Raw genomic sequence first — 25,267 nt, 5'->3', positions numbered from 1 at the left:
GGTAGTAGGTTTATATCATATATGGAGGTGATCATATTGGAACATATAAAAACATATAACGCGATGGAGATAAAACATAAGAATGGAAACATTGTTATTGAGGGGCCCATTACTGCAGAATACCTGACTAACTTAGACTTTCACAAAGATCTTGTTGCTTTCAGACCTCCTGCACAGCAACACAAGGCACTCATTGAAATTGCAGGACTCCCGGAAGGTCGTATTTTAATCGTTCGCGATTCAAATGAAATTGTGGGTTACGTAACTTATTTGTATCCAGATCTCCTGGAACGGTGGTCGCAAGGGAAAATAGAGAATTTAATCGAACTTGGGGCAATTGAAGTTATTCCGAAATTCAGGGCTGGCGGAGTCGGTAAATCACTTTTAAGTGTTTCTATGATGGATGATGCAATGGAAGATTATATTATTCTGACAACTGAATATTATTGGCACTGGGATTTGAAAGGTACGAAGCTTAATGTGTGGGAATACAGAAAAATAATGGAGAAGATGATGAATGCCGGCGGTTTAGAATATTACGCCACCGATGATCCTGAAATAAGTTCTCACCCAGCCAATTGCTTGATGGCACGTATCGGAAAAAGGATTGATCAGGAATCTGTACAAAAATTTGACGGTTTACGATTCATGAACCGATTCATGTATTGAAAGCGGGGTAATTGAATGTTAATTGAAGAAATAATGATTAAGGACGTATTAACACTGTCGCCGGAAAATACAGTAAAAAATGCACTTGACGCTATGCGGGACAAAAAAATCCGACACTTGCCAATCCTATCTGCGGACGGCACGGTAGTTGGCATTGTGACGGATCGAGATTTGAAAGAAGTTGTTCCATCTTCCATTTCCGAAATAGTTGACAATAGCCCGTATGAAACTTTGCTTTCGGAAGTGATGACAAAAAATCCGATTACTGGACATCCAATGGACTTTGTTGAAGAAGCAGCGGTACTATTTTACGATAATAAAATTGGTTCATTACCGATTGTGTCAAATAATAAATTGGTTGGAATCATCACAGAAACAGATTTACTTTACAAATATATTGAACTAACGGGTGCACATCAGCCCGGTTCACAAATAGAAGTGCGCGTCCCTAATACACCCGGAATTCTTTTCGAAGTATCCAAAGTATTCCACGAGCAGAAAATTAACGTTTTGAGTGTACTTGTCTATCCCGATATAGAGAACGAAGCAAATAAGATTCTTGTCATCCGGATTAATTCGATGAATCCACTCAAAATTATTCAAGGACTGAAGGATAGTGGATTTGACGTCCTATGGCCAAACGTTCCAGGCATTGACTTATGAAAAAAGATGCTGTTTTCATCTTTTCGGAAGAACAACTTGGGTACTCTTTTTCTGATTCACATCCGTTCAACCAAAAAAGAATTCTGTTGACCCTCGATCTCTTAAAGAAATCCGGGTCCATTCAGGACAGCGATATCATCGCACCTCGTATGGCTACAGACGAAGAATTACTTCTCGCTCATGACAAGAAATTTATTGACATCGTAAAAAAGGCAGGAAAAGGTGAACTACTTGAAGATGTGGGTGGTATTTACGGTATCGGTACAGAAGATACCCCAATCTTTCCAAATATGCATGAAGCCAGTGCCATGCTAGTCGGCGGTACACTGACTGCGGTAGATGAAGTGATGCAAGGACGCTCTAAGTATGCATTGAACCTCGGCGGAGGTCTACATCATGGATTTCATGGACGTGCGTCTGGCTTTTGCGTCTATAATGACAGCTCAGTTGCTATAAAGTACTTACAAGAAAAGTACGGGGCACGCGTTCTCTATATCGATACAGACGCCCATCATGGAGATGGCGTACAATGGAGCTTCTATGATGATCCGACAGTCTGTACACTATCCATCCACGAAACTGGTCGTTATCTGTTTCCTGGAACCGGAAATATTACCGAACGTGGCAATGGTGCCGGCTATGGTACTTCCTTCAATTTCCCGATAGACGCTTTTACGGAGGATGAGTCGTTTCTCTCTATTTATAAAACAGCCATGAAAGAAGTGACTGAATTTTTCAAACCAGATGTCATTTTGACACAAAATGGGGCGGACGCACATTATTTTGATCCCTTGACTCACCTTTATGGGACGATGGATATTTACAAAGAAATTCCACGTGTTGCACGCGAAATCGCTGAAGAATATTGTGAAGGTCGCTGGATTGCCGTTGGTGGTGGCGGCTATGATATTTGGCGCGTTGTCCCAAGGGCTTGGGCTCATATTTGGTTGGCCATGAAAAATGTCACTGCACCTACTGGCCCCCTACCTGAGGACTGGCTATCAACATGGCAGGGACAATCTCCCGTTACACTTATTCCAACATGGGAGGATCCCGTACCACTTTATGAACCAATTCCAAGAAAAGAAGAAATAAACGAGAAAAATGCGCAAATGCTTAGTCGGGCCTTACATATGATCCGCAACGAACAAATCGACAAATGATAAAAAGAGCAATTCTCTTCAATCAGATCTAACCGATTGATAGAATTGCTCTTTTTTCATTTCATGGAATCACGTTCTTCAAGCCGGAAAGGTAAAATGACCTGTTGCTCTTCAACCTCTTCCCCGTTCATTAGTTTCGTCAACAAACGCATTGAAACTGCACCTAAGTCATAAAGGGGAACGACAATCGAAGTAAGTTGCGGCCTTACTACCCTTGCCAAGATAGAATGTTCAAAACAGATGAGTTCGTAATCTTCAGGTACAGATAGTCCGCCATCTCGAATTCCATTTAGCAGTCCGACAGCAATTGCATCGCTTCCTGCAATAATAGCAGTTGGTTGACCCTGCAATTCACGAATTTGTTTCCAACCTTCATATGCACCGTCGTACGTATCTTCCATTTCAATGACGAATTGCTCATCAACTGGAATATTCGCATCCTGGAGGGCTCTTATGTAACCCACTTTTTTACTGATACGGTTGATATCTCTTGTAAATGGCCCTGAAACAAAAACGATTTTGGTATGACCATTTCGAATTAATTTATTAACCGCCACATAAGCAGCTTCTTCATAATCAATATTCACCGTTGCTAACTGTTTTTCTACGTCCAGCGTTCCAGCCAAAACGATTGGTACATTCGCAGTCGACATTTCAGCACGAACTTCATCAGAAATCGAATCACTCATAAAAATAAGGCCGTCCACCTGTTTACCAAGATGGTCTTCTATCAATTCTACTTCTCGATCAGTGCGCTCATCAGAGTTCGATAAAATTATATTGTATTCATACATCGTCGCAACGTCCGCTATACCACGGGAAAGCTCTGAATAGAAACTTTTCGAAATATCAGGAACAATAACACCAATTGTTGTCGTCTTTTTACTGGCAAGACCTCTTGCAACAGCGTTCGGTCGATAGCCTAGTCTTTCGATGCAGTCGAGAACTTTCTTCCTCGTTGCGGGCTTTACATTTTGATTGCCGTTAACGACACGGGAGACCGTCGCCATCGAAACATTGGCCTCCCTGGCAACGTCGTAAATCGTTATAGCCATTAAAATTCCTCCCTCCATATACCTTCATTATACCTTATGTCACATGTGTTGATTAACCAAAAGTAACTAGTAAATAACTGAATCAAACACTAGGCGCTCGTGTACAGCTACTTTTGGATTGCTTTGAATTGAACGACACTTAAACGATGATCTGAATATCTTGATCTATATGTTTGTCGTTCATCCCCCAAAGGCATATGCACACAAAGTGCTAAAGCTTTTCGGAACGAAAGAATAGCTGGCCTTCTTATCTGGATAAAGCCGCCAAAGATACAATTTTGGCGGCTGAAGCCTTCTACATTGTTTTGTCTTTTTTATTTAAGAAAGAGTAATTTTTCTTATAGACCATCGCATGATAATAAGTATACTCCGTGCTAAAAGTAAGTAAAGATCACATTGTACAACGTGCTAGAGTGCCCGAAATTGTATCTTCGGGCACTTACAATCTCTATAGAAAGTCATCTATTCTATTCGTTTCTTTCAAAGCAACTGCATTTTCCACTTAAATAATGTAGGAACGCGACTGGCAGCTATTCGCAACAGGATAACCGAGGTGGAATGAACTGCGATTCCTCGGGAATGGTGTCGTGATTATTTCGCCAAAAGCGAGCCGGATGTGGTCCAGTGAAAATTGAGGTGTTCAAATCTTACTTACCAGTGTTTTATACAAGTAATTGGTCAATCAACAGACGTGATCTTATGTAATCAAAACGCCGGAACCATTATAGGCCCGGCGTCTACTCATGAGATTGTTGTGTGCGTGTTCATGAATTCGTTAATCTTATCATAAAACTCATCAAATTGTTGCAGATCCATCTGTTGTGCAGAATCGGACAACGCAACGGCTGGATCTGGGTGAACTTCAGCCATGACACCATCTGCACCAACTGCTATCGCAGCTTTTGCGGTTGGCAGTAATAAATCTTTTCTGCCTGTTGAATGAGTGACGTCAACAAAGACTGGTAAATGTGTTTCTTGCTTCAGAATTGGAACGGCTGAAATATCTAGCGTATTGCGGGTTGCCCGTTCATATGTACGGATACCACGTTCACAAAGAATAATCTGGCTATTACCTTTTGAAAGAATATATTCAGCTGCATGAATGAACTCGTCGATAGTCGCTGCAAGCCCACGTTTCAAGAGAACTGGTTTATTAATCATTCCAGCTTCTTTCAGCAATTCGAAGTTTTGCATGTTACGTGCACCAATTTGCACGACATCGATGTATTCAAGTGCTTCTTCGAGATGTGACGGCGTTATGATTTCCGTAATAACCGAAAGACCTGTTTCATTAGCAACACGTTTAAGTATTTTCAAGCCTTCAAGGCCTAGACCTTGGAAATCATATGGAGATGTACGAGGTTTGTATGCGCCACCTCTTATCATCGTTAAACCTTTAGCTTTGATGGACAATGCAACAGCTAAAACCTGCTCATACGATTCAACTGCACATGGACCGTATATGAATGACGGTGTTCCGTCCCCCACTTTATGGCCATTAATGTCAACAATCGTATCCTCGGCTTTTCTCTTACGGGAAACAAGCAAAGCATTTCGTTGGTCGTCTTCCTGGATCTCAAGTGCAGACATAAATATCCCTTTGAAAATCTGTTCAAGAATTCCGTTAGGTAACGGACCATTATTAGATTCTTTTAAGAAGTTAAGCATTTCACGTTCGCGAATCGGATCATATCGATTAACACCCTGCTTTTCTTTTACTTTACCAATTTCTTGGACTACAGTTGTTCTTTCGTTAATAAGATCCAAAACCTTAACATTCAGCTCGTTTACACGGCCGCGTAATTCATCTAAATCATTTTGTCTCATATGTCCGTCTCCTCCCCGTATATATAATTCTCTTTCAGAAGAGAAGAATATATGTTACATTTTTGATAATAGACCTAAGTATAAAGAAGACTATTTGAAAAGTCACGTTATTTCTACTTATTCTTTTAAATACTAGACATTTATCGACAGAAAGGATGAAAAGTTCTGGCTACTACATTATTTGCACTCGACATTGGGACACGCTCCGTCGTCGGAATCATCCTAAACGAAGACCAAGGTATTTTTCATGTTGCTGATCTTGTATCGATTGAACATAAAGAACGTTCAATGATTGACGGACAAATACATAACATTATAAGTGTTGCAAACGTCATTTTAGAAATTAAGGGAATACTAGAGGAAAAGCACGGTCCGTTGAAACTAGTCAGTGTTGCTGCAGCAGGTCGAGCTTTGAAAACGTCAGTAGGATCAATGGCTATCGATATATCAGAAAGATCGCTCATTTCTGTCGAAGACGTCAATCGGTTGGAACTGGCAGCAGTCCAACAAGCCCAGCAAACACTGCTGTCATCCGATGCAGTTACAAAAGACGATTATTATTATTGTGTTGGTTATTCCGTACTTCACTATAAACTCGAAGGTGATGAAATAGGCAGCTTGCTAGATCAGGCTGGCAGGTCTGCTTCTGTCGATGTTATTGCGACATTCCTTCCACGGGTCGTAGTCGAATCACTGCTTTCGGCACTTAAACGTGCCGGACTCAAAATGGAAGCCCTGACACTAGAACCGATTGCAGCTATAAACGTCCTTATCCCACCTTCCATGAGACGTCTTAACGTTGCGCTTGTCGATATAGGTGCAGGGACTTCAGATATAGCCATTACGGATAATAATACCGTTGTGGCTTATGGTATGGTACCTCATGCGGGCGATGAAATTACGGAAGCGCTAAGCAACCATTACCTCCTGGACTTTCCACTTGCCGAAATTGCAAAAAGGAGCATTTCAACAGAAGAAATGATTGTCATGACAGATATCCTTGGTTTTGAACAGGATGTTGCATCAAGTGATGTAACTGCTATTATCAAACCTGCTGTGGATCAGCTTGCAAAATCTATTTCTGATGAAATCAAGCGACTAAACAATGGAGTTGCCCCTAAAGCAGTTATGGTAGTTGGTGGTGGAAGCTTAACCCCGGGGCTTACTAAAGAAATTAGTATATGCCTAGGCTTGCCTGAAAACAGGGTTGGTATTCGTGGATTGGAAGCACTGTCTGGAGTCACATTGGAACCTGGTATCGCCTCTTCACCAGAACTCGTCACACCAATCGGCATCGCTATAGCAGCAAGAAGAGCACCGATTCACTATATGTCCGTTTCTGTAAACGACAAGGTGCTGCGACTTTTCGAATTAAAAGAAATGACAGTCAGCGATGCGCTACTTGCTGCGAACATTAAAGCTCGTCAACTATACGGTATGCCCGGTCTCGGAATGACTGTGACCGTAAATGACAATGATATTATGATACCAGGAGAACACGGTATTCCCTCGACAATTCTATTGAACGGAAAGAAAACAAGCACGAAAGACTCCATTAAAAACGGCGATGCGATTGACTTAATCCCTGGTCGTGACGGCAATAACGCAACTGCCGCCGTACGTGACCTTGTCGAGGATATGATGGCTATCAACGTAACAATTGATGGAGTTGGTGTGAAATTAGAACCAATTATTCGTATTAACGGAAATCTGAAAACTATTGATACAGTGATCCAAGACCGCGATAAAATTACAGTTTCACATGAACGAACAGTTGCGGCGGCGTTTGAAAAAACAAATCAAAGTGACCTTACAAACAATAATGCATTTACTGTATCGGTTAACAAAAAAACGATTAACTTGAAAAAAAGAAACACTGAATTCTTCATTATGGAGGCTCTGGTGCAGACAACGCACATAGTTAAAGAGGGGGATCGAATTACAATCCTCAAACCGCCTCTACCTACCGTAGATGAAGTTATATCTGAGATTGGTAAAAAGGTATGCGATATAATAACGGTACTATTTAATGGTGAATCCGTTACAATTCGAAAACCACGGCTTGCACTCACTTTGAACGGACGTGATGTCGAAGTCTCCGCCAAGGTAAAACCTGGTGATCGCCTCGATTTCATATCACTAAGTGAAGATCCCATCACTTTTGGCGACAGCTTTGCATTTTCAGATTATAGTTTGCCTGAAAACTCATCAAGTAATTATAAATTGCTTCGAAACGGGACACCAATCGGATTCAACGATGCTATTTTCGGTGGTGATAGACTTGAAATTAGCTTCACATAGCAAAAGTTCATGCGCCTGGAGTTAAGAATTGAAATCCCAATGTTGTAAATTATCCATAGTACGAGATTTCATTACTTCCTTAGCAATAAGAAAAGCCAAGGAGCTGTCCAGCGTCGACAGGCATAATTGATAAAGAACGCTAGTCTACAATTGTGACTTCCTGTCGCAACAAAAAGGCGCACTTCAACCGCCGAGTAGGGATCTCTCTCTAAGCAAAACAGCAACGTACCAGGCAAATTGCGGACCACTTATGCCCCGAACGTCTGGCGCGCGAAGCTAAACATTGTTCTTTGTCTAAAACCTATAATTTCTTATCTAAAAAAAGTCCGTTTACTCAGATCTGAGTAAACGGACTTTTTAACGTATTTTTTTATTTTTTTTGGTTGCAGGAATTGTGTTTATAGTTGTTAGTTAGCTTTTCCTACAACTGCTTTTTTCATCGCTTCTGCAGTAGTAGTCACGTTTTCTTCTACAGCGTCAATAGAATTTTCAATATTGGATTTAGCGGTATCAATGAAATCAATGGATTCTTCACCTTCCGAAGATGCTGTTCCATCATCCATCGGTACAGATGTTTTCGTTTTCATTGATTTCACTTTATCGACAAGTTGTCCAGATTGTTCTTGGATTGTTTTCGATATTTCACCAGTTTTTTCTTTTGCGACTGTTGTCAATTCAGTTGCTTTTTCTTTTGCAACAGAACTAATTTCAATACTCTTGCCTTTCAGCTGAGTTGCTTGAGTTGTAAGGTTTTCTCTCATTTCACTGCCTGTTTTTGGTGCCAGGAATAGTGCAGCAGCTGCTCCGATAACTCCTCCAACAAGTGCACCAACCAAGAAGCTTCCAGCTCCTGAACTTTCATTTTCATCATAGAATGAATCTGTATAGTTCTTGTTATAATTTGCAGGTAGATATGATGGTTCACCATACGCATTTTCATAACCCCTGTTACCTGTATTGAATTGTGGATCATTATAATTTGGATTCCCTTTGTGTTCTTCACTCATGTCTAATTCCTCCTGTTTTTAAAACAATTTTTTCGAGCCGCATATATAAGTTCTTCAATGGATTAAGTTATCTCTTTTGGCCTGGCACCGGCTTGTAAGCAGTCCAGCCCTTCGTAATTGTAGTACCCGTTTTCCGTTCCTTTACCTTGCCTAGTACATCGATAACAACATTGCTCCATTGAACGACTTGTGCAATCTTGTCGCTGTTCCGTTCCGCTTCAGTAGCAATATTGCTAGAAACCCTTCGAACGGTAGTATTGAGTCCTGTGACAGACTCTCCGACACCCTTCACGGCGTCGACGACCGTATTCAACTTTTCAGATTTCTGCAGGATATCTTCAGCAAGGGTATTTGTTTTATGAAGAAGTTCTGTTGTTTCAGTCGTTACTCCTTCAAGTTGTTGCGTTAACCCTTCCATTGTTCCAGAAACACTTTGCAATGTGATCTTTAATGAGGAAAGGGTCCTCGCTAAACTAATGCATAAAATCAAAAATGCGATTGCAGCGACAATTGCCGCTATGTACAATAAATTTTCCATGGCACTGCCTCCTTCAAATACTCATATAACATTGTCTACCCTTATCATTGGTAAAGTAAACATTATACAACTTCTATTACCTTCTTCGACATTAAACTTCAATTTCCTTCACTAAAATAGAAATCATTTTATTTCTTCACTAATTCTATCAATCCTCAAATAAGAATAGCTCAAGTGCCTTGTTAAACCCAAAAAGCAGGAGGTATGTAGGACCTTAATATAAGGGTCCATTTTCACTGGATTATTTTCGGACCGCTTTCGACTAACTATTCATGACAGATTGAAGCATCAGCCGCCAAAATTGTATCTTTGGCGGATTTTCTCCAGGTAAGAAGCCAGCTATTTTTTTCGTTCCAAAAATCTTCAGTACTCTGTGTACTTATGCATTTTGAGCGATACGGACGAAGGACTTCCCTAAACATCCAGACACCTCGGTAATCGTACTAGAAGTCATTCACTTCAAAGCGCAACTATACAAGTGCAACAGGGGGAGATTAAGTTATTTACTGGTTATTTTTAGTCAATAAACAGAAGTGATAAACTTACGAAAAAAACAGCTGCCGCTGGATCAAGTTGAATTTTCCCGATCCAGGGTCAAGCTGTTTTTAATTACCACAAGTACAACGTATATTAAGTGATTGAATGATTCCATTGAATAACGCTGCGGATGCCCCTGCATGGCTTCTATGCTGGGTTCGAATACCTACCGTATTCAATACTTCAACATATGTAGCGCCCTGATCTAGTAAGGATGTTAGCCAGATTTCCACAATTCAGCAGGGTTTTAACCCCTACTGAATGAAGTTAAACTGTTTCATCACTTTCAAGATAAGACTTGAATTCACTCATGTATTTCTGAACATCGCCTGCACCCATGAAGAGGTATACTGCATTCCCATGAGATCCAAGTGATTCATTATCATCGAGCTCAAGATGTTTTGCGCCTGGAATTTTTTTAACCAGATCATTAATTGTTAAATTACCTGCCTTTTCACGTGCAGACCCGAATATATCACATAAATAGACATGGTCAGCAGTTGAAAGACTATCTGCAAATTCATCCAAAAGAGCAGCGGTTCGCGTAAATGTATGCGGTTGGAATATCGCAACAACTTCACGGTCAGGGTATTTCTGTTGCGCGGTTTGCAATGTCGCCCGGATTTCAGTTGGGTGATGAGCATAGTCATCCACAATAATCCGATCCTCTATTTCCAATACAGTGAATCGCCTTTTAACACCATGAAATGTAGATAGTTTTTCTTGAATAGTAGAAGCTTTTACTCCTTCATAATGACAGAGCGCAATTACGCCTAACGAATTCAAGATTGCATGATCCCCAGCCAGCGATATTGTAAACTTGTGATAAAATTCATTCCTAACAAAAACATCGAAGGATGAACCTTCCACAGTTTTATTAATATTTTTCGCAGCAAAATCATTCGAATCTTCAAATCCATAATATAACACTGGAACATTAGCCTGGATTTTTTGTAAGTGTCTATCATCACCACAGGCAATAAGCGCTTTTTTCACTCGGAGTGCCATTTCACCAAATGCGTCCATCACATCCGCTAAATCCTTAAAATAGTCTGGGTGATCAAAGTCGATATTCGTCATAATAGCATAGTCTGGTTCGTATGCCAGAAAATGTCTTTTATATTCGCAAGCTTCGAATACGAAGTACTCACTATCAGCAGGACCGCTACCCGTACCATCACCAATTAAATATGAAGTTGGCGAATGCCCAGACAACACATGAGCAAGTAAGCCAGTAGTCGAAGTTTTACCGTGTGAACCTGTAACTCCGACAGATATGAATTTCTCCATATACTTTCCTAAAAAATCATGGTACCGAATAACTTCTAGCCCAAGCTCATTTGCTCTTACAAGTTCTGGATGACTGTCTGGGAAGGCATTTCCAGCGATAACTGTCATGCCTTCTTTAATATTATTTTCATCGAATTCCAATATAGTTATTTGTCGTTCATGGAGTGGATCTTCTGTAAAGAACCATTTCTCCACGTCTGAACCTTGTACTTCATTCTTAGAATCATGAAGAATTTGTGCGAGCGAGCTCATTCCAGCGCCCTTAATGCCAGTAAAATGGAACAACGTCATAATGCAACCTCCTGGGATCATTTCTGTTCCCTTTAATTAAATATCAATAACTTATTTCTATACATTCTTCATTTAAACATTTTGATTTACAGCACGCATTGCCAAGGCCTATTAATTACTCCATACGATCCGTAAGTCTATCGAGATCACTTTCAGTCAAAAAGACATCACGTGCCTTACTCCCACGTGGACCTGAGATGAAGCCGCTCTTTTCCAATCGGTCCATTAGTTTGGCTGCCCGATTGTAGCCAATACTAAAATTACGTTGTAACAGAGACGTCGATGCACTGCCTGTTTCATGGATAAAGAGACAAGCCTCTTCAAAAAGCGTATCGGTCCCTTCTTCTTCAATACTACTTGCAAGAAGGTCTTCTTGCCCAAATAAATAATTTGGTGTTGCCTCATTCCGAACGTGTTCTATTATACGCTCTATTTCTTCATCCGTGACAAATGTCCCTTGCAACCTTACACCAGAAGATTGCCCATTTCCAATGTAGAGCATGTCACCTTTCCCAAGTAGCCTTTCTGCTCCAGGGGAATCGATTATTGTTCTAGAATCGATTTGTGATGAAACAGAAAATGCGATTCGTGTTGGGATATTCGCTTTAATTGTACCTGTAATAACATCTACAGAAGGACGCTGTGTTGCAATGATCAAGTGTATACCGCACGCACGTGCTTTTTGTGCAATTCGGCTAATTGACACTTCGACATCTGCCGGCGCCATCATCATTAAATCAGCAAGTTCATCAATCACAATTAGAAGATATGGCATCTTCAAAGAGAAGCGGCGACTTTCTACCACCGCTTTGTTGTAACGCTCAATATCCCTTACACCTGCATGGGCTAGCAACTCGTAACGTCTTTCCATTTCTGCTACCGCCCATTTTAATGCAGCGGTCGCGGCTTTGACGTCCGTAATTACAGGACTGATTAGATGCGGAATACCGTTAAATGGTGCAAGTTCAACCATTTTAGGATCTATCAGCATCATTTTCAAATCTGTCGGCGAAGCTTTGTAAAGCAAGCTGACCAAAATAGAGTTAATGCAGACGGATTTACCAGAACCTGTAGCCCCTGCAATCATACCATGTGGCATTTTCCGAAGATCTAAGGTTACTGGTGATCCAGTTAGGCTTAATCCGAGTACAGCCTCAAGAGGTGACGTAGATGCTCTAAACTGCTCTGTTGCGATAACTTCGGATATACGAACTGGTCTCGTCTTCCGATTTGGGATTTCAATTCCGATAGAACTTCTTCCAGGGATCGGTGCTTGGATACGTATATCTTCTGCTGCAAGTGCCAGTTTCAAGTCATCTGTCAAGTTACGAACTTTACTCACTTTAGTCCCTACTCCGACAGTTAGTTCAAACCGTGTGACTGTCGGTCCTTGCATCGCTTCAATGACGGTCGCTTTGACCGCAAAGTGCGACAACGCTTCCTCAAGTTTTTCAGATTGTGATTCCAGCCACTCTGTATCCTCGATTTGCGATTCAGGTGGAATCAGATAGTCCAGTGACGGGAAAGCGTAATAAGGTTCCTCTTCTTCTAAGGTTTCGTCAGCTATTTCGTTCGAATCTGCTAAAACTTCTTCTCGGACATCGACTAAAGGTTTAATACTTATCGGCTCAGAGATAGTTACTTCTTTGTTTTCGATTGAAACTTGCGGACTAAAAAGTTTTTCTGCTTTAAGTTTCTCTTTATCGGACTTCAACATCAATACATTGAATGGAACAATTCGTTCTTTTTTTATTTCTAGAACTTGTTCTTGGTCTTGTTCTTGGTCTTGCACTTGTTCTTGAACTTGTTCTTGAACTTGTTCTTGAACTTGTTCTTGCACTTGGTCTTGCACTTGGTCTTGAACTTGGTCTTGCACTTGGTCTTGCACTTGGTCTTGCACTCGGTCTTGAACTTGGTCTTGCACTTGGTCTTGCACTTGGTCTTGCACTTGGTCTTGCACTCGGTCTTGAACTTGGTCTTGCACTTGGACTTGAACTTGTTCTTGAACTTGTTCTTCTACCAATTCAGTAACCCCAGAGAAAGGCTCTATTTCTACTTCAGCAAACTCATTCTTAGTATGTTCTACATCATCCAAAATGATTCCGTGAAAGTTCTCTTTAACCACAATAGATTCGACTTCAGGGATTTCATCCTTAGTAGGCTCTAGAATATTTGGTATGGATATTATCTCTTCGTCCTCAGTTACTGTCGATGCTATTTCGTAAACTTCAACTTCTGGCAACTCTATCCCACTAGGAGTGTCTTCACTGCTGTTATTCTTAATCAAGAAATCTCCAGTCAAAACTGGCATACTGCTTGTTTTTTCCTTTTCATTCAGAAAATTATCAATCTGTTGCAACTGTTGTTCTGTGATAAATCCCTCTTCTTTTAGAGGTGGTTCCTTCACTTCTTCCACTTTCATCGGTGTCGATAAATCTCTCCTTGGATTGGTGAATCCATAAACCGGAGAAGGTACTGCGGTCGGTATAAATGGTTTACTCGAACGTTTTTGTACTGTTGCATTCACTTTCGAAGGAAGTTCCTCCTGAAGAGCTTTTTTCGGGGTAGAAAGAGCTCTTCTTTTTTCTTTCTTTTCTGCTCCATACTTTATCGTAGATTCAGCCCTGAAGATATTGATTGTTCTATTATCACTCGGCCATTTTGCATTTTCGTAAAGCGGTTTTGTTTCATAATTATCGTCCTCATCTTTAACTTTTGATGTGGATTTTGGATAATCAACTTTAGTAATAGAATCATCATCCCAACCGTATATTTCTGCATCTGAGATAATAGGAAAGCGAAATGATGCATCGTTCTTTGTTTCGATATTATTTTCTGATTCGTCAACTTCATTTTCTAATTCTTCATAATTCGGTTTCAATTCATCGTTGTCTTCATCCGGTCCAAATAACCGGTCTACAATTGTTTTAAACCAACTCAAGACTATCACTCTTTTCATGTCAATCAGTCTATTTTAACAGTATTGACACAACTAAATCAAATCAAATCAGTGAAATAAAAAAACGTGCCTTAACGGCACGCTTTTTGTTCTTTTACTTAGTGAATATTTCCCCTACAATTGCCTGGTCGTCTAGCACTAAAATCCCCTTTTCTTCGGGCGCGTTAGGCAAACCAAGTTCTTTAGCTGAACAAATCATTCCGGCTGATGGAACTCCTCGCAGTTCTGCATCACGAATAACCATCCCTGAAGGCATAACAGCTCCTACTTTTGCGACAACAATCTTCTGTCCTGCATCTACGTTTGGTGCACCGCAAACTATTTGAACAGTTTCGCTGCCTACATCGACTATACAGACACTTAATTTATCAGCATTCGGATGCTTTTCTTTTGTAAGAATATGTCCTACAACGAATTTCGGTGTAATATCTACGTCAAGTTTGATCTCAGCACCATTCTTCAGAAGTGCTTCTTGTAGTTGGCTAACCACTTCTTCAGTCATCTCAACTTCTCCCGCCGCTTCGACTTTGATGTAAGATGATGCATTAAAAAGGTTAATAGCAGCCAATTCTCCGGTCACTTCGTCATGGATTAACGTAACATCTCCATATGATTTAGTTATGATGGCTTCTGGACCTGTAGTTGCAATTTGTACAAGCAATACATCTCCAACACCATTTAAGTTATAAAACACGTTCATTTTTTCTTTCCTTCCCTTCTTGCCAAACGATTTTTCGCCATGATAAAAATTGGTTCCAGTTTTCCATCTTCATATATGAATGACAATGATGTAACCGGTACAGAGCCTGTCGTAAAGAAATGCATAGCCATCTGAGCAAGTACATCGTACCCTGTATCATTCCTAATATCACCAATAATAAGCACATCTTGGTGAGGGACTGAGACGGTCATATGCCCCTCAATCTTGCCTTCCATCTCTTTCAAGAATGCGCTGTTTAATATTCTACTCGCATCATAACCGTCGTTATTGTTGATAAAGTAATATATATTACCCGACACTTCATCCTTCTTCATCGCAGTCGGTAATGCTCTTACACGGAATAACGCAGACTCTGTTATCTCCTGTTCAGTCATTCCAAGGTTCTCCAGCATACTTTCATCAATTAACCGATAGGTCGTTCCAAGGTCAAGTGCGTAATAGATACGTGTTTCAGCTGTGTGTTCCTTCGTAAGAAAATGATGTCCGGCTGCAGACTTCCCGGGAAATGATGAGGACCTAATTACTGGATAAATAGTGTTTTCAACAGAAAACCCTTTCAATTGCTCCTTTTCCATTGCTTTGAATGTCTCACCGATTGTGTAGACTATTTCATTTATTGCAGCTTCTTTTTTCTGTTCATACTTCACAAGAATTTCAGGTAGCGAAATATCCATTCCTTTTTTCAGAACCGAATGCTCTAAACGAACCTTATCTGTTTTCCGATCAAACCGCCACTTGAAATGCTCGGACGGAAGATGCTCTTTTAATAGTTCAACAAGCTGCGCAGAATTCATCTACATAATTCCTCCTTTCATATAAAAAGCGTAAGGCGCCTTCTAGACGCGACAGGCATAAGTCGATAAAGGAAGGCAGTCTTAAATCGCGACGTCCTATCGCAACAAGGAGGGATGTAGTTCAATCCCTCCTAACAGCATACCTGCATCCTTGCAAGCACGGCTGGCGCCTAGACACTATTCCGTGTCGGAACACTTATACTCTCATATCCTTTTTCAGAAAGGTGCTTCTAATCCTGCTTGATAGAACGTACGATTTCCATCATTCTTATTAGGTTTTTTTCAATGTTTCCTTTTTTCGTCATAGTGGTCATTTTGGATCCACCAACGCTAGTAATAAGCTCAACTTCGTCATTGTCGCTTTTCACTACCGCTGTAAAGCCGAATGTACCTGCATCTGTAAATGTTGCTTGCTCGATAATTTCTTTGCTTTTATCTGCCAGAAGCAAATCATAAAACAGTTTACTGTCACTCTCTTCATTTGGATTGACGAAAAGGATGAAAGTTTCTTCGTTTTTTGTAAAGACAATATTTTGTGCATCTGACTTATCACTAATTTTAAAACCAACAGGCTTGTGTAGTTTAATACCGTCAATTTCTTCTGTGCGATTTTTATCGTTCGAATGAAATGCTTCTCTCGCCCCTTCGACCCCTGAAGTGACACTTTCGTCGAGCGACTTACCGCATGCCGCAAGCGCTAATACGGATATTGCCAACAGGAATATGAATTTCCACTGTCGGAACATTCGATTTCCCCCAATCATTAATTTAAACACTATTTATCATTTTAATGTTGTTTCAAAGTAGTTGCAACCTATTGAGACTTTAGATGGTATTTATATTGTCCTATTAGGAGTTGTAATACATGTTCGAATAGCTCATCACGTTTTACAGCGTTCGCTGTCAACATACCTATAGCCCCTTCTTTATTTCGGATACCACTCGATTTGAAATAAAAATCTACAACCGGTCCCAGTTCTTTCCCTGCCCTCAACTCATCTGCAATCTCCCTCGGCAATGGAATCTGCGCGCCTCCCGCAGTAAACTTTGTCCCATCAGGAAGTTTCAATGCACCCCAGTTACAAAGATACATCTGTCCTTCAAGAATACGGACACCTCCCTCCAGCCCAATTCCAATTACCCCCACTTTCATACCCGCAGCGCGCAGTGCACGATTGATAGCACCGAGCCTGGTTTCATCATCACCAAAAGGCTGTTCAGAAACACCTGATCCAACTTCAGCCTCAGCAAGAAGTGCCTTCGGAAAGTGAATTGCCAGAACTTTCTTAGCGGCGTTCACTTTTGCGGGATTTGTGGACCCAATCATAAATTCCATTTGTATTCTCCTCCATTCATCCAAATAGAAAACCGTCCAATACGCAATTTTAAAGCGCAAGGACGGATTCAGATCATACGTTGTTTTTTATTGTTTCTACCGTAGTCTTATCACACGCTTTAACAAGTTTCACGAGAAGCTCCTTTGCCGCGGCGTAGTCGTCCGTATGGATGATTGATCCCGATGTGTGAATGTAGCGTGAACAAATACCAATTACAGCACTCGGAACTCCTTCATTCGACGTATGGACGCGCCCTGCATCCGTTCCGCCCTGCGAGATGAAATACTGATAAGGGATATTGTGTGTTTCCGCCATATCAAGGATAAATTCACGCAAACCACGGTGAGTAATCATCGAGCGGTCAAATATACGAAGTAATGTTCCTTTGCCTAGTTGACCAAATTCATTTTTGTCACCTGTTGCATCATTTGCTGGACTTGCATCAAGTGCAAAAAACAGATCCGGATTGATCATCGTTGCGGACGCCGCAGCACCGCGGAGGCCAACTTCTTCAAGAACGTTAGCTCCGGAATACAAATTATTAGGCAATTTTTCATTATGCACTTCTTTCAATAACTCGATTGCAAGTCCGCAACCGTAGCGATTATCCCACGCTTTGGCAAGTATTTTCTTGTTGTTCGCCATAGGAGTAAACTGGCTGACCGGAACAATTTGTTGACCTGGGCGGATGCCGATTTTCTTCGCATCTTCTTTATCATCTGCGCCGATATCAATCAACATGTTTTTAATATCCATAGGTCTATTGCGCAATTCATCACTTAACAGATGCGGAGGAATCGATCCGATGACCCCTATAACTGGACCATTTTCTGTAATAATTTCCACGCGCTGCGCAAGCAACACCTGGTTCCACCATCCGCCAAGCGGCTGGAAACGAATCATTCCGTTGTCGGTAATTTGACTGACCATAAACCCGACTTCATCCATATGACCCGCCACCAATATACGCGGACCATCCTTAGGTCCTTTTCGTATACCGAAAATGCCGCCGAGGTTATCTTGAATCAGCTCATCGGAATACTTACCAAGTTCCCCACGCATATAGTTACGCACTGCGTGCTCATTACCCGGTGCACCTGGAAGTTCAGTCAAAGTTCTAAACATTTCAAGTGTATCTTTTTGCATTGAATAGTCCCCCCACTTTTTATGTATATCCTACTATAAATAGTGTAGTCGATTATTCAGAAACTATCCACCGTTTAATTCGGAAGTCGAATTATCCCCTCTAAATACTTACTTGGCAAAGATAAGTAAATTTGTGGTACACTGTTTGAAATACCGACTATAGGGGGTAATTAGAATGAAATTAACAGATTTCCTTGCAGGTGTATTAACGGGAGTTGCAGCTGGTATTGTTGTCAGCGAAACAATCGATCGCGTTAACCAAAATGTATCAGCTGATTCTGTATTAAACACAATAAAAGATGCCTTTAAAAGTGAAGGTCCGATAGATGGCTCATGGATTGTCATGAAAACTGAGCCATTCAAGAACAACGTCATTACAATGGATGTTTACCGCGGTGGCATTTCGCGCATTAAAGAAGGCGAACTAGAACAATTCGAATTTGCAGCAGATGCAAAAACGGGTACAGTTGTTGAGTTAGTAAAAGCATAAAACAATACCCCGAACGTTTAGAAATAGACACCGGTTAAGGGTGAAAACTTATACTTTCTTAATCTATTATAAAAACCGTCACATTTCCGGATTTCCCCGGTAATGTGACGGTTTTTATTATATAGATACTTTAACGGATTCGATAATTTCTTTTCCACTTACATCCCATTTCACAAGTCTATAGTAGGCGTCGTGATAAAAAATGAATTTGTAGCCCCCTGCAAGCGCTTCTTTCATCAATTTCTCTTTTGCAAAAATTGACGTCATTGGGTAATCATCAAAAGCTAGAACCCATAACGGATTATTATGCGCTTGCGTAGGCATAATGTCGGCCATATGGAGAATTGTTTCACCATTTTGAGTCAATTTGATAACGCTATGGCCATCGCTATGACCACCTGTATGAATCATTTCGATTTCTGGAATAATAGAGATGCTTCCCTCGAATGTCTTCACCTGTTGTTGTACAGGTTCCCAGTTCTCTTTCAAGTATGTATTCCTTGAACGGATATTCGGATTACGCATTTCATTCCATTCGGTTTGTGAAACATAGATATCAGCATTCGGGAAAACTGAAACAAGACTCCCTTCACGCCATTCCGTTAAACCTGCTGCATGGTCATTATGCAAGTGTGTCATAAGAATAATATCGATATCTTCCGGTGATAAACTAAGCTCAGCAAGGTTCCCCAAAACCTTAGCCTCTTCAACAATACCTAGATTTTTCATCATCTTCTCACTAAGTTTTCCTTTTCCATGCCCCGTGTCAATCAATATATTTTTTCCTTCATACTGAATTAGAATAGGATCGTTTCTCATTTTTATACGATTATGTTCATCCGCTTCATAGCGCCTTGACCAAAGCGCTTTTGGAACAACCCCAAACATAGTACCACCATCTAAAAAATTGCCACTACCATCCAGCCATGTCAACGTCATATCATGAAATGTATATGTATCCATAGAAACATCCTCCCATTCCCTGGTCTAATTCAATCAAATAGTTATTCTTCAATCAGCGGGATTTTCTTCATCCCCATCTTCAAGTCTTCTTACATCCTCAAAGACTTGAAATCAGGATTTTACTGCCCGTTAATGCGCGATTAATTAGCAAATCGAGATTCAAGCCTATAAATCGGGTGTCCTTTTGCTGAAAACTTCTCTTCATATTCAGTCATAATATTATCTTCCGGCATTTCTGCATGCAGATCAAGCGATACATAACCTAACTTCATACCGTACTCAGACATTGAGACAAGCGAGAATTCGAACAACAGACGGTTATCTGTTTTGAAGTGAATTTCTCCACCTTCAGCAAGTACTTCTTCATAGAGCTTTAAAAACGTTTTATGCGTTAACCTTCTTTTAGCATTTCTCGTTTTCGGCCATGGATCGGAAAAATTCAAAAACACTCGATCTATTTCACCTTTGTGGAAGATCTTTGTAAGATCCATTCCATTTGCACGAAATAGTCGTAAATTTGATGGCTTCCCTGCTTCAACAGCCTTTTCAAGCGCAGATACGATAACGTTATCAAAATGCTCTATTCCTATATAATTCACATTCGGGTTGGCAATTGCCATGCCGATGATAAATTGGCCCATTCCTGATCCAACTTCAATGTGTATTGGGTTGTCATTACCAAAAAGGGTATGCCAACCATTCATCATTTTTTCTGGTTCTGCTAATAAGATATCTGGGTGTTCTGCCATGTAGTCTCTTGCCCATGGTTTATTGCGAAGCCGCATTGTATACACTCTTTTCTATTTCTATTTATAGGTTATTGCTCTTCTTCTGTTTGTTGTTCATCATCTTCGCCAAATAATCTACTTATTGAAGTTGTTTGCCCCATGTCAAGTATTGCCTGGCCTGCTTTGAATTGCGTAGACTTCATCGGAACTGACATTTTCTGAAGGGAGGAAAACCAGTCATCATATGACCGTCTATCAATAATATCAACATCAAATGCCGAACCTGGGTGATCGATATACCCGTTACGTGAAATCAAATATTTTCGTACAGGGAAATCGATTCCTTGTACTTTCAATATACTAGAAACAATTTTTTCAGTTCTATTTAGCGCTATAAGCGGACTAAGAAATTTCGTTTCTTTTTCCCCTAGCTTCTTTAGCCAAAATCTGTCCCCACTCCCACTAAAGGCTGCAACGTCCTCTTTCTCAAGCACGGTAATACACATGCACTCAACAGGTGTCACAATAATAATGTCTAGTTCAACAGGTGCTTTCTTCAATAGCAAGATTGGATAATAAAATAATAAATAATTATCCGGAAGATTTTGAGCGAAACTTCGTAAAAGTGAATCTCGGAAAAAACGTGAATCCACTCTTGACTTGTCCATTAACGTCGAACTTACCCACTTGATTTGAAAATGAAAAAGCTGTTCCAAATAAAGTCTTCTTAAATGTTCGAGGCTTGAGGGGGTGTGAATTAGATTTGGTCTAAATCCAAAACTATCTTCTTCATCACTTTTTTCATCTTCGCTATTGTCGTGTTCTTGCACTGCCTCAACATCTTTACGTTGGCCGAAGACCCGGAGTAGAGGGGAAAACCATTTACTCTCTTCCGGTTCTTCTACTTCTTCATTCTCCTGATGCCATTCCGATAAATCCGCTCCACTTTCCCACTGGGTCTTCATACGTTCCCATTGATACCTTTTTAAACGGATATACTGCGAAGGGTAGCGCGTAAGATCTTGTTCGTAACGGGAGACATAGTCGAGCAGTTTAACAAGTTGCGCCATGCTCATTCACTCCAATCACATACTGTACACTATTATTCACCCGAAATAAAAGATGGGATCTGTGCATTGAATGCTTTTTGTAACTTCATTGTCAAGGGTCCTATTACTCCAGAACTTACAGGATGTCCATCGATAGAAATGACTGGCATCACTTCAGATGTTGTTGACGTCAAGAAAAATTCATCCATTGCAAAAGCTTCATCCAGTGTAAAGGATTTCTCAACGACTGGAATTCCTTGTTCTTCACATAGTCCAAGTAACACTTGACGAGTAATTCCATTCAAAATAAGATTTGTCACAGGATGAGTATAGACTATTCCATCTTTTACCCCAAACATGTTCGATGAGGAACCTTCCGTGACAACACCGTCACGGTGAAGCAATGCCTCTATACAACCCGCCTCATGCGCTTCTTGCTTAGCAAGTACATTGCCGAGCAAGTTAAGACTTTTAATATCGCAACGCAACCAACGGACGTCTGCTACTGACTTAACCGCTACTCCATTTTCTATACCTACTATAGGTCTCGGATTGTTGATTGCATATCCAGTCACGACTGGCGGTACTGACGGATTAGGGAAATGGTGAATTCTCGGAGCGGATCCGCGTGTCACTTGGATGTAAACGTGTCCAACCACAATGTTATTTTTCTCCACTAATTCACGTGCAATCTCCATCAATTGCACTTCAGCATAAGGAATAGTCATCTTTATCTTTGTAGCACTTTGAAATAAACGATTAATATGTTCTTCAGCAGTATACAATTCTCCATCATATACTTTAATTACTTCATACACACCATCTCCAAAATAATAACCTCGGTCATCAATCGAAATAGTCAATCCTTCACGTTCTGTGAATTGTCCATCAATAAAATAAACTGTCATCCTTATTCCCCTTTCCTTTTTTCAGATACGAGTCGGCTAATTGCATCTGCATAAATCCCAGTTGCCTTCACTAAATCATCTATATAAATATATTCATCTGCCTGATGAGCCACGTCTTCCCTGCCAGGAAACAGCATTCCAAAAGCAACTCCTTTTTCAAGGACTCGGGCATATGTACCTCCCCCGATTGCCAATAACTCAGCAGGTTCTCCGGTATGATCAGTATACACCTCTTGCAAGGTCCGTATCAGCGGGTCATTTGCGTCCATATGATGAGGCGCAGAGTTCGATCCGATATCGACCGAAAAAGGTGTTTCCGTTAACCGTTCCATGCATGTTGTCAATTTCGCCTCAAATGGATAGCTGACTGAATAACGCAGGCTAACGTTTATTTCCCCACCACTTTCCGGATTGTATGTCACGATTCCCGCATTCAGTGTCGTATCGCCTGACATTTCATCATTGAACGCCAAACCTAGGAAAAGTCCTCGCGACTCATTAGCAAAAGCATCAAACATGAATTGTGTGAAGTCTTTTGATGGACCTTCTTTTAAAATACGATTCAAGAAAGAAGCCAGAAGTACAGCAGCGTTGACACCATTATCAGGTTCCATCGCGTGTGCTGATTTTCCATTTAAACTGATGACGGTATTACCGCTCTCAATGGCAACTCCCCCTGTAACATCATGAATATTTAAAAAGGTAACGAACTGTTCATTGTCAAATTCAACTTGTTCTGCCAGGTGCGCCTCCGCATAATCCGGAACCATATTTGTCCGGTTTCCCGACTTGAATAGCAGAAGTTGTTCATCATCCATAACTGCTTTTTGCTTAAAAAGGATAGAAGCAATCCCTTTTTCCGCATTAATAATTGGAAAATCGGCATCTGGTGCAAATCCAATAGTCGGCATTTCTTCTTTTTCAAAATAACGCTTCACACATCGAAAGCCACTTTCTTCGTCAGTCCCAATAATGAGGCGAACCCGCTTATTCAGTGCAACACCCGAATCTCGGACTATTTTCATCGCGTGCCAAGCAGCTATCGTGGGGCCTTTATCATCAATAGCACCACGACCAAACAGCTTGCCGTCCTCGACAACGCCTCCAAATGGGTCATGTAACCAATTACTTCCTGCCGGAACGACATCTACGTGGCAAAGGATTCCGAGGAGTTCATCCCCTTCCCCCATCTCAATATGTCCCGCCATATTGTCTACATTCTTCACAAGCATTCCCGCTTTGCGGCCTTCTTCTAAAAGCCAGTCGAGCGCACGTTTAGGCTCTGGTCCGAATGGTAAATCTTCAGTTGCCACACTTTCATCAAGTACAGAAGGGATGGCGATTAAATTTTGTAAATCATGTATAAGTGATTCTCGCCTTTTCAAAGCTTCATTTTTCCAATTAGACATTCAAGGCACCTTCTTTCACAATATGTCTATTTTCACACGTTAGCGCGAGAAAATAAAGAAGAATCCTCTTTCACAAACTTTTCACAAAAAAATCATGCAATGTTTATAAAAATAAGCTATACTAGTATTGTCAGGATATTTAATCTGACTTTTCAAGTTTTTCGAAAGGATGTGCGTCGTCAGGGATAATTTCAACGTGCTTTAGGCAACATTCATAAGTCTCATGACCAAACATTTTTTGGATAATGAAGATGAAGGGGTGATTCCACACTTGAAACCTGCAACTGATCGTATGCTTACACGCATCAAGGATATCTACTTGTATATCCTCAATAATGGTACTGTAACTACTGAAAACCTGGTCGAAGAATTTGGTATCACTCACCGTACGGTCCAAAGGGACTTAAATGTCCTTGAATACAACGAGCTCATAACGAGCCCGGTTCGCGGTAAATGGACGACGACAGCAAAAAAAGTGAAATTATCTTCATGACCCGCACATAACTTAGAAAAGCACCAAGCGCCAGCTCTCAGATCTGCATCCCGCAGGTACAGAAGGCTGGCGCTTGGAGACTGGACTACAATAAAAACGCAAGGCACCGTCCAACCCGACAACAAAACGACTTTTTATCCAAGGGCTTGGAGTCTAGCGGCTAGACAAAAAAAGAGCTGAACCGCATCTAACGGCTCAGCCCTTTTTATTTTCCAGAAATCTGCATTAATTGTTGCAATTCTTCTTCTGTCAATTCCCGGTACGACCCTAGTGTCAGACTTTCATCCAAGGATAAAGGCCCCATTGATAAACGTTTTAAATAAATAACTTGCTTATCAACAGCTTCAAACATACGCTTCACTTGATGATATTTCCCTTCCGTAATCGTCAATTCAATTTCGGAAATGTCGGCTGATTTTAAAATTTCCAACTGACCAGGCTTCGTCTCATAGCCATCTTCCAGAATAACTCCTTCTGAAAATCGCTTAGTATCTTCTTCAGTAACTATTCCTTCGATATGAGCATAATATGTTTTCGCCACACCTTTCTTAGGTGACAATAAGTTATGCGCAAGCTTTCCGTCATTCGTTAGCAACAGAAAACCTTCCGTATCTTTATCTAGCCTGCCAACAGGAAACATTTCAAAAATGCTATATTCCTCATCTAATAAATCAATAACTGTCTGATCCCTTTTATCTTCAGTGGCAGACAATACACCTTGCGGCTTGTTCATCATAAGGTACATAAATTCTTTATAGACGACTCTTTCACCAAGTATCGTTACTATATCCTTCACTGTATCAACATGCATTGCGGCATCTTTCACCGCCACTGCATTCACCTGTACAGATCCTTTTTTCATCAGTTGCTTAACTTCTTTCCGAGTACCATATCCCATATTCGACAACAATTTATCTATACGCATTATT

23 protein-coding genes are annotated in these 25,267 nt (G+C 40.7%); 6 read left to right on the top strand and 17 right to left on the bottom strand.

What is annotated here, in order from left to right; all coding sequences use genetic code 11:
- The first annotated feature begins 36 nt into the window (after positions 1 to 36).
- Genes FQ087_RS02075 through FQ087_RS02065 form a run of 3 tightly spaced genes read left to right on the top strand, consistent with a single transcriptional unit; the run spans position 37 to position 2,495 of the window.
- The gene (locus FQ087_RS02075; RefSeq protein ID WP_149578900.1) at positions 37 to 669 is read left to right on the top strand and encodes a GNAT family N-acetyltransferase; all 633 of its coding nucleotides are present in this window, start codon (positions 37 to 39) and stop codon (positions 667 to 669) included.
- A 15-nt stretch (positions 670 to 684) separates the two neighbouring features.
- Complete coding sequence (locus tag FQ087_RS02070) at positions 685 to 1,332, top strand: acetoin utilization AcuB family protein (RefSeq protein ID WP_149578899.1); 648 nt, start codon at positions 685 to 687, stop codon at positions 1,330 to 1,332.
- A complete protein-coding gene (locus FQ087_RS02065; protein WP_149578898.1) occupies positions 1,329 to 2,495 on the top strand; it encodes an acetoin utilization protein AcuC in 1,167 nt (388 codons plus the stop codon). Before FQ087_RS02070 ends, FQ087_RS02065 begins: the two co-directional genes overlap by 4 nt.
- Positions 2,496 to 2,551: 56 nt before the next feature.
- Here FQ087_RS02065 and ccpA read toward each other — a convergent pair whose 3' ends face one another.
- Both ccpA and FQ087_RS02055 read right to left on the bottom strand, forming a co-directional pair.
- The gene (gene ccpA / locus FQ087_RS02060; protein ID WP_149578897.1) at positions 2,552 to 3,550 is read right to left on the bottom strand and encodes a catabolite control protein A; all 999 of its coding nucleotides are present in this window, start codon (positions 3,548 to 3,550) and stop codon (positions 2,552 to 2,554) included.
- Positions 3,551 to 4,291: 741 nt separating this feature from the next.
- A complete protein-coding gene (locus FQ087_RS02055; protein WP_149578896.1) occupies positions 4,292 to 5,377 on the bottom strand; it encodes a bifunctional 3-deoxy-7-phosphoheptulonate synthase/chorismate mutase in 1,086 nt (361 codons plus the stop codon).
- Between the two features lie 288 nt (positions 5,378 to 5,665).
- Here FQ087_RS02055 and FQ087_RS02050 point away from each other — a divergent pair, with 288 nt between their 5' ends.
- The gene (locus FQ087_RS02050) at positions 5,666 to 7,678 is read left to right on the top strand and encodes a cell division protein FtsA (protein WP_255452117.1); all 2,013 of its coding nucleotides are present in this window, start codon (positions 5,666 to 5,668) and stop codon (positions 7,676 to 7,678) included.
- 407 nt (positions 7,679 to 8,085) lie between these two features.
- Here FQ087_RS02050 and FQ087_RS02045 read toward each other — a convergent pair whose 3' ends face one another.
- The 9 genes from FQ087_RS02045 to FQ087_RS02000 form a co-directional block, all read right to left on the bottom strand.
- On the bottom strand, positions 8,086 to 8,685 hold the full coding sequence (locus FQ087_RS02045) for a YtxH domain-containing protein (protein ID WP_149578894.1): 600 nt from the start codon (positions 8,683 to 8,685) through the stop codon (positions 8,086 to 8,088).
- Positions 8,686 to 8,752: 67 nt separating this feature from the next.
- Positions 8,753 to 9,223: a DUF948 domain-containing protein gene (locus FQ087_RS02040; protein WP_149578893.1), complete on the bottom strand. Its 471-nt coding sequence runs from the start codon at positions 9,221 to 9,223 to the stop codon at positions 8,753 to 8,755.
- Positions 9,224 to 10,027: 804 nt separating this feature from the next.
- Positions 10,028 to 11,341 carry a UDP-N-acetylmuramate--L-alanine ligase gene (gene murC, locus FQ087_RS02035; protein WP_149578892.1) on the bottom strand — a complete coding sequence of 438 codons (1,314 nt, stop codon included), beginning with the start codon at positions 11,339 to 11,341 and terminating at the stop codon, positions 10,028 to 10,030.
- Between the two features lie 115 nt (positions 11,342 to 11,456).
- Positions 11,457 to 14,282, bottom strand: a complete 2,826-nt coding sequence (locus FQ087_RS23405) for a DNA translocase FtsK (protein ID WP_255452116.1) — start codon at positions 14,280 to 14,282, stop codon at positions 11,457 to 11,459.
- A gap of 112 nt (positions 14,283 to 14,394) precedes the next feature.
- Entirely contained in the window at positions 14,395 to 15,000 is a 606-nt protein-coding gene (gene ytpR, locus FQ087_RS02020; RefSeq protein ID WP_149578891.1) for a YtpR family tRNA-binding protein, read from the bottom strand.
- Positions 14,997 to 15,815 carry a DUF1444 domain-containing protein gene (locus tag FQ087_RS02015; protein ID WP_149578890.1) on the bottom strand — a complete coding sequence of 273 codons (819 nt, stop codon included), beginning with the start codon at positions 15,813 to 15,815 and terminating at the stop codon, positions 14,997 to 14,999. The genes ytpR and FQ087_RS02015 overlap by 4 nt, the downstream gene beginning before the upstream one ends.
- Positions 15,816 to 16,045: 230 nt before the next feature.
- Complete coding sequence (locus FQ087_RS02010; RefSeq protein WP_149578889.1) at positions 16,046 to 16,561, bottom strand: hypothetical protein; 516 nt, start codon at positions 16,559 to 16,561, stop codon at positions 16,046 to 16,048.
- 68 nt (positions 16,562 to 16,629) lie between these two features.
- Positions 16,630 to 17,151: a DUF84 family protein gene (locus FQ087_RS02005; protein WP_149578888.1), complete on the bottom strand. Its 522-nt coding sequence runs from the start codon at positions 17,149 to 17,151 to the stop codon at positions 16,630 to 16,632.
- A gap of 73 nt (positions 17,152 to 17,224) precedes the next feature.
- Positions 17,225 to 18,298 carry a M42 family metallopeptidase gene (locus FQ087_RS02000; protein WP_149578887.1) on the bottom strand — a complete coding sequence of 358 codons (1,074 nt, stop codon included), beginning with the start codon at positions 18,296 to 18,298 and terminating at the stop codon, positions 17,225 to 17,227.
- A 175-nt stretch (positions 18,299 to 18,473) separates the two neighbouring features.
- Here FQ087_RS02000 and FQ087_RS01995 point away from each other — a divergent pair, with 175 nt between their 5' ends.
- On the top strand, positions 18,474 to 18,788 hold the full coding sequence (locus FQ087_RS01995) for a hypothetical protein (protein ID WP_149578886.1): 315 nt from the start codon (positions 18,474 to 18,476) through the stop codon (positions 18,786 to 18,788).
- Between the two features lie 117 nt (positions 18,789 to 18,905).
- Here FQ087_RS01995 and FQ087_RS01990 read toward each other — a convergent pair whose 3' ends face one another.
- The 5 genes from FQ087_RS01990 to pepV form a co-directional block, all read right to left on the bottom strand.
- Positions 18,906 to 19,751 (bottom strand): YtnP family quorum-quenching lactonase, encoded by an 846-nt coding sequence (locus FQ087_RS01990; protein ID WP_149578885.1) that lies wholly within the window; start codon positions 19,749 to 19,751, stop codon positions 18,906 to 18,908.
- Between the two features lie 140 nt (positions 19,752 to 19,891).
- Entirely contained in the window at positions 19,892 to 20,536 is a 645-nt protein-coding gene (gene trmB, locus FQ087_RS01985; RefSeq protein WP_149578884.1) for a tRNA (guanosine(46)-N7)-methyltransferase TrmB, read from the bottom strand.
- Positions 20,537 to 20,568: 32 nt separating this feature from the next.
- Positions 20,569 to 21,549, bottom strand: coding sequence for a nuclease-related domain-containing protein (locus FQ087_RS01980; RefSeq protein WP_149578883.1), 981 nt, complete (start codon positions 21,547 to 21,549; stop codon positions 20,569 to 20,571).
- Between the two features lie 32 nt (positions 21,550 to 21,581).
- On the bottom strand, positions 21,582 to 22,436 hold the full coding sequence (gene dat, locus FQ087_RS01975; RefSeq protein ID WP_149578882.1) for a D-amino-acid transaminase: 855 nt from the start codon (positions 22,434 to 22,436) through the stop codon (positions 21,582 to 21,584).
- 2 nt (positions 22,437 to 22,438) lie between these two features.
- Positions 22,439 to 23,845: a dipeptidase PepV gene (gene pepV / locus FQ087_RS01970; RefSeq protein WP_149578881.1), complete on the bottom strand. Its 1,407-nt coding sequence runs from the start codon at positions 23,843 to 23,845 to the stop codon at positions 22,439 to 22,441.
- A gap of 271 nt (positions 23,846 to 24,116) precedes the next feature.
- Here pepV and FQ087_RS01965 point away from each other — a divergent pair, with 271 nt between their 5' ends.
- Complete coding sequence (locus tag FQ087_RS01965) at positions 24,117 to 24,338, top strand: DeoR family transcriptional regulator (protein WP_149578880.1); 222 nt, start codon at positions 24,117 to 24,119, stop codon at positions 24,336 to 24,338.
- Between the two features lie 205 nt (positions 24,339 to 24,543).
- Here the strand turns inward: FQ087_RS01965 and FQ087_RS01960 are convergent, their stop codons facing one another.
- The gene (locus FQ087_RS01960) at positions 24,544 to 25,263 is read right to left on the bottom strand and encodes a pseudouridine synthase (RefSeq protein ID WP_149578879.1); all 720 of its coding nucleotides are present in this window, start codon (positions 25,261 to 25,263) and stop codon (positions 24,544 to 24,546) included.
- Positions 25,264 to 25,267 lie beyond the last annotated feature (4 nt).

Origin of the sequence: Sporosarcina sp. ANT_H38 (genome assembly GCF_008369195.1) — a bacterium.
GTDB lineage: Bacteria > Bacillota > Bacilli > Bacillales_A > Planococcaceae > Sporosarcina.
Note: the sequence above shows the minus strand (reverse complement) of the source record. Positions and strands in the feature narration are given on the sequence as shown.

Coding starts and splice junctions, on each gene's coding strand:
- FQ087_RS02070 (WP_149578899.1), top strand. CDS start 685: ATGTTAATTGAAGAAATAATGATTAAGGACGTATTAACACTGTCGCCG.
- FQ087_RS02065 (WP_149578898.1), top strand. CDS start 1,329: ATGAAAAAAGATGCTGTTTTCATCTTTTCGGAAGAACAACTTGGGTAC.
- ccpA (WP_149578897.1), bottom strand. CDS start 3,550: ATGGCTATAACGATTTACGACGTTGCCAGGGAGGCCAATGTTTCGATG.
- FQ087_RS02055 (WP_149578896.1), bottom strand. CDS start 5,377: ATGAGACAAAATGATTTAGATGAATTACGCGGCCGTGTAAACGAGCTG.
- FQ087_RS02050 (WP_255452117.1), top strand. CDS start 5,666: ATGATTGACGGACAAATACATAACATTATAAGTGTTGCAAACGTCATT.
- FQ087_RS02045 (WP_149578894.1), bottom strand. CDS start 8,685: ATGAGTGAAGAACACAAAGGGAATCCAAATTATAATGATCCACAATTC.
- FQ087_RS02040 (WP_149578893.1), bottom strand. CDS start 9,223: ATGGAAAATTTATTGTACATAGCGGCAATTGTCGCTGCAATCGCATTT.
- murC (WP_149578892.1), bottom strand. CDS start 11,341: ATGACGTTGTTCCATTTTACTGGCATTAAGGGCGCTGGAATGAGCTCG.
- ytpR (WP_149578891.1), bottom strand. CDS start 15,000: ATGAACGTGTTTTATAACTTAAATGGTGTTGGAGATGTATTGCTTGTA.
- FQ087_RS02015 (WP_149578890.1), bottom strand. CDS start 15,815: ATGAATTCTGCGCAGCTTGTTGAACTATTAAAAGAGCATCTTCCGTCC.
- FQ087_RS02010 (WP_149578889.1), bottom strand. CDS start 16,561: ATGTTCCGACAGTGGAAATTCATATTCCTGTTGGCAATATCCGTATTA.
- FQ087_RS02005 (WP_149578888.1), bottom strand. CDS start 17,151: ATGGAATTTATGATTGGGTCCACAAATCCCGCAAAAGTGAACGCCGCT.
- FQ087_RS02000 (WP_149578887.1), bottom strand. CDS start 18,298: ATGCAAAAAGATACACTTGAAATGTTTAGAACTTTGACTGAACTTCCA.
- FQ087_RS01995 (WP_149578886.1), top strand. CDS start 18,474: ATGAAATTAACAGATTTCCTTGCAGGTGTATTAACGGGAGTTGCAGCT.
- FQ087_RS01990 (WP_149578885.1), bottom strand. CDS start 19,751: ATGGATACATATACATTTCATGATATGACGTTGACATGGCTGGATGGT.
- trmB (WP_149578884.1), bottom strand. CDS start 20,536: ATGCGGCTTCGCAATAAACCATGGGCAAGAGACTACATGGCAGAACAC.
- FQ087_RS01980 (WP_149578883.1), bottom strand. CDS start 21,549: ATGGCGCAACTTGTTAAACTGCTCGACTATGTCTCCCGTTACGAACAA.
- dat (WP_149578882.1), bottom strand. CDS start 22,436: ATGACAGTTTATTTTATTGATGGACAATTCACAGAACGTGAAGGATTG.
- pepV (WP_149578881.1), bottom strand. CDS start 23,845: ATGTCTAATTGGAAAAATGAAGCTTTGAAAAGGCGAGAATCACTTATA.
- FQ087_RS01960 (WP_149578879.1), bottom strand. CDS start 25,263: ATGCGTATAGATAAATTGTTGTCGAATATGGGATATGGTACTCGGAAA.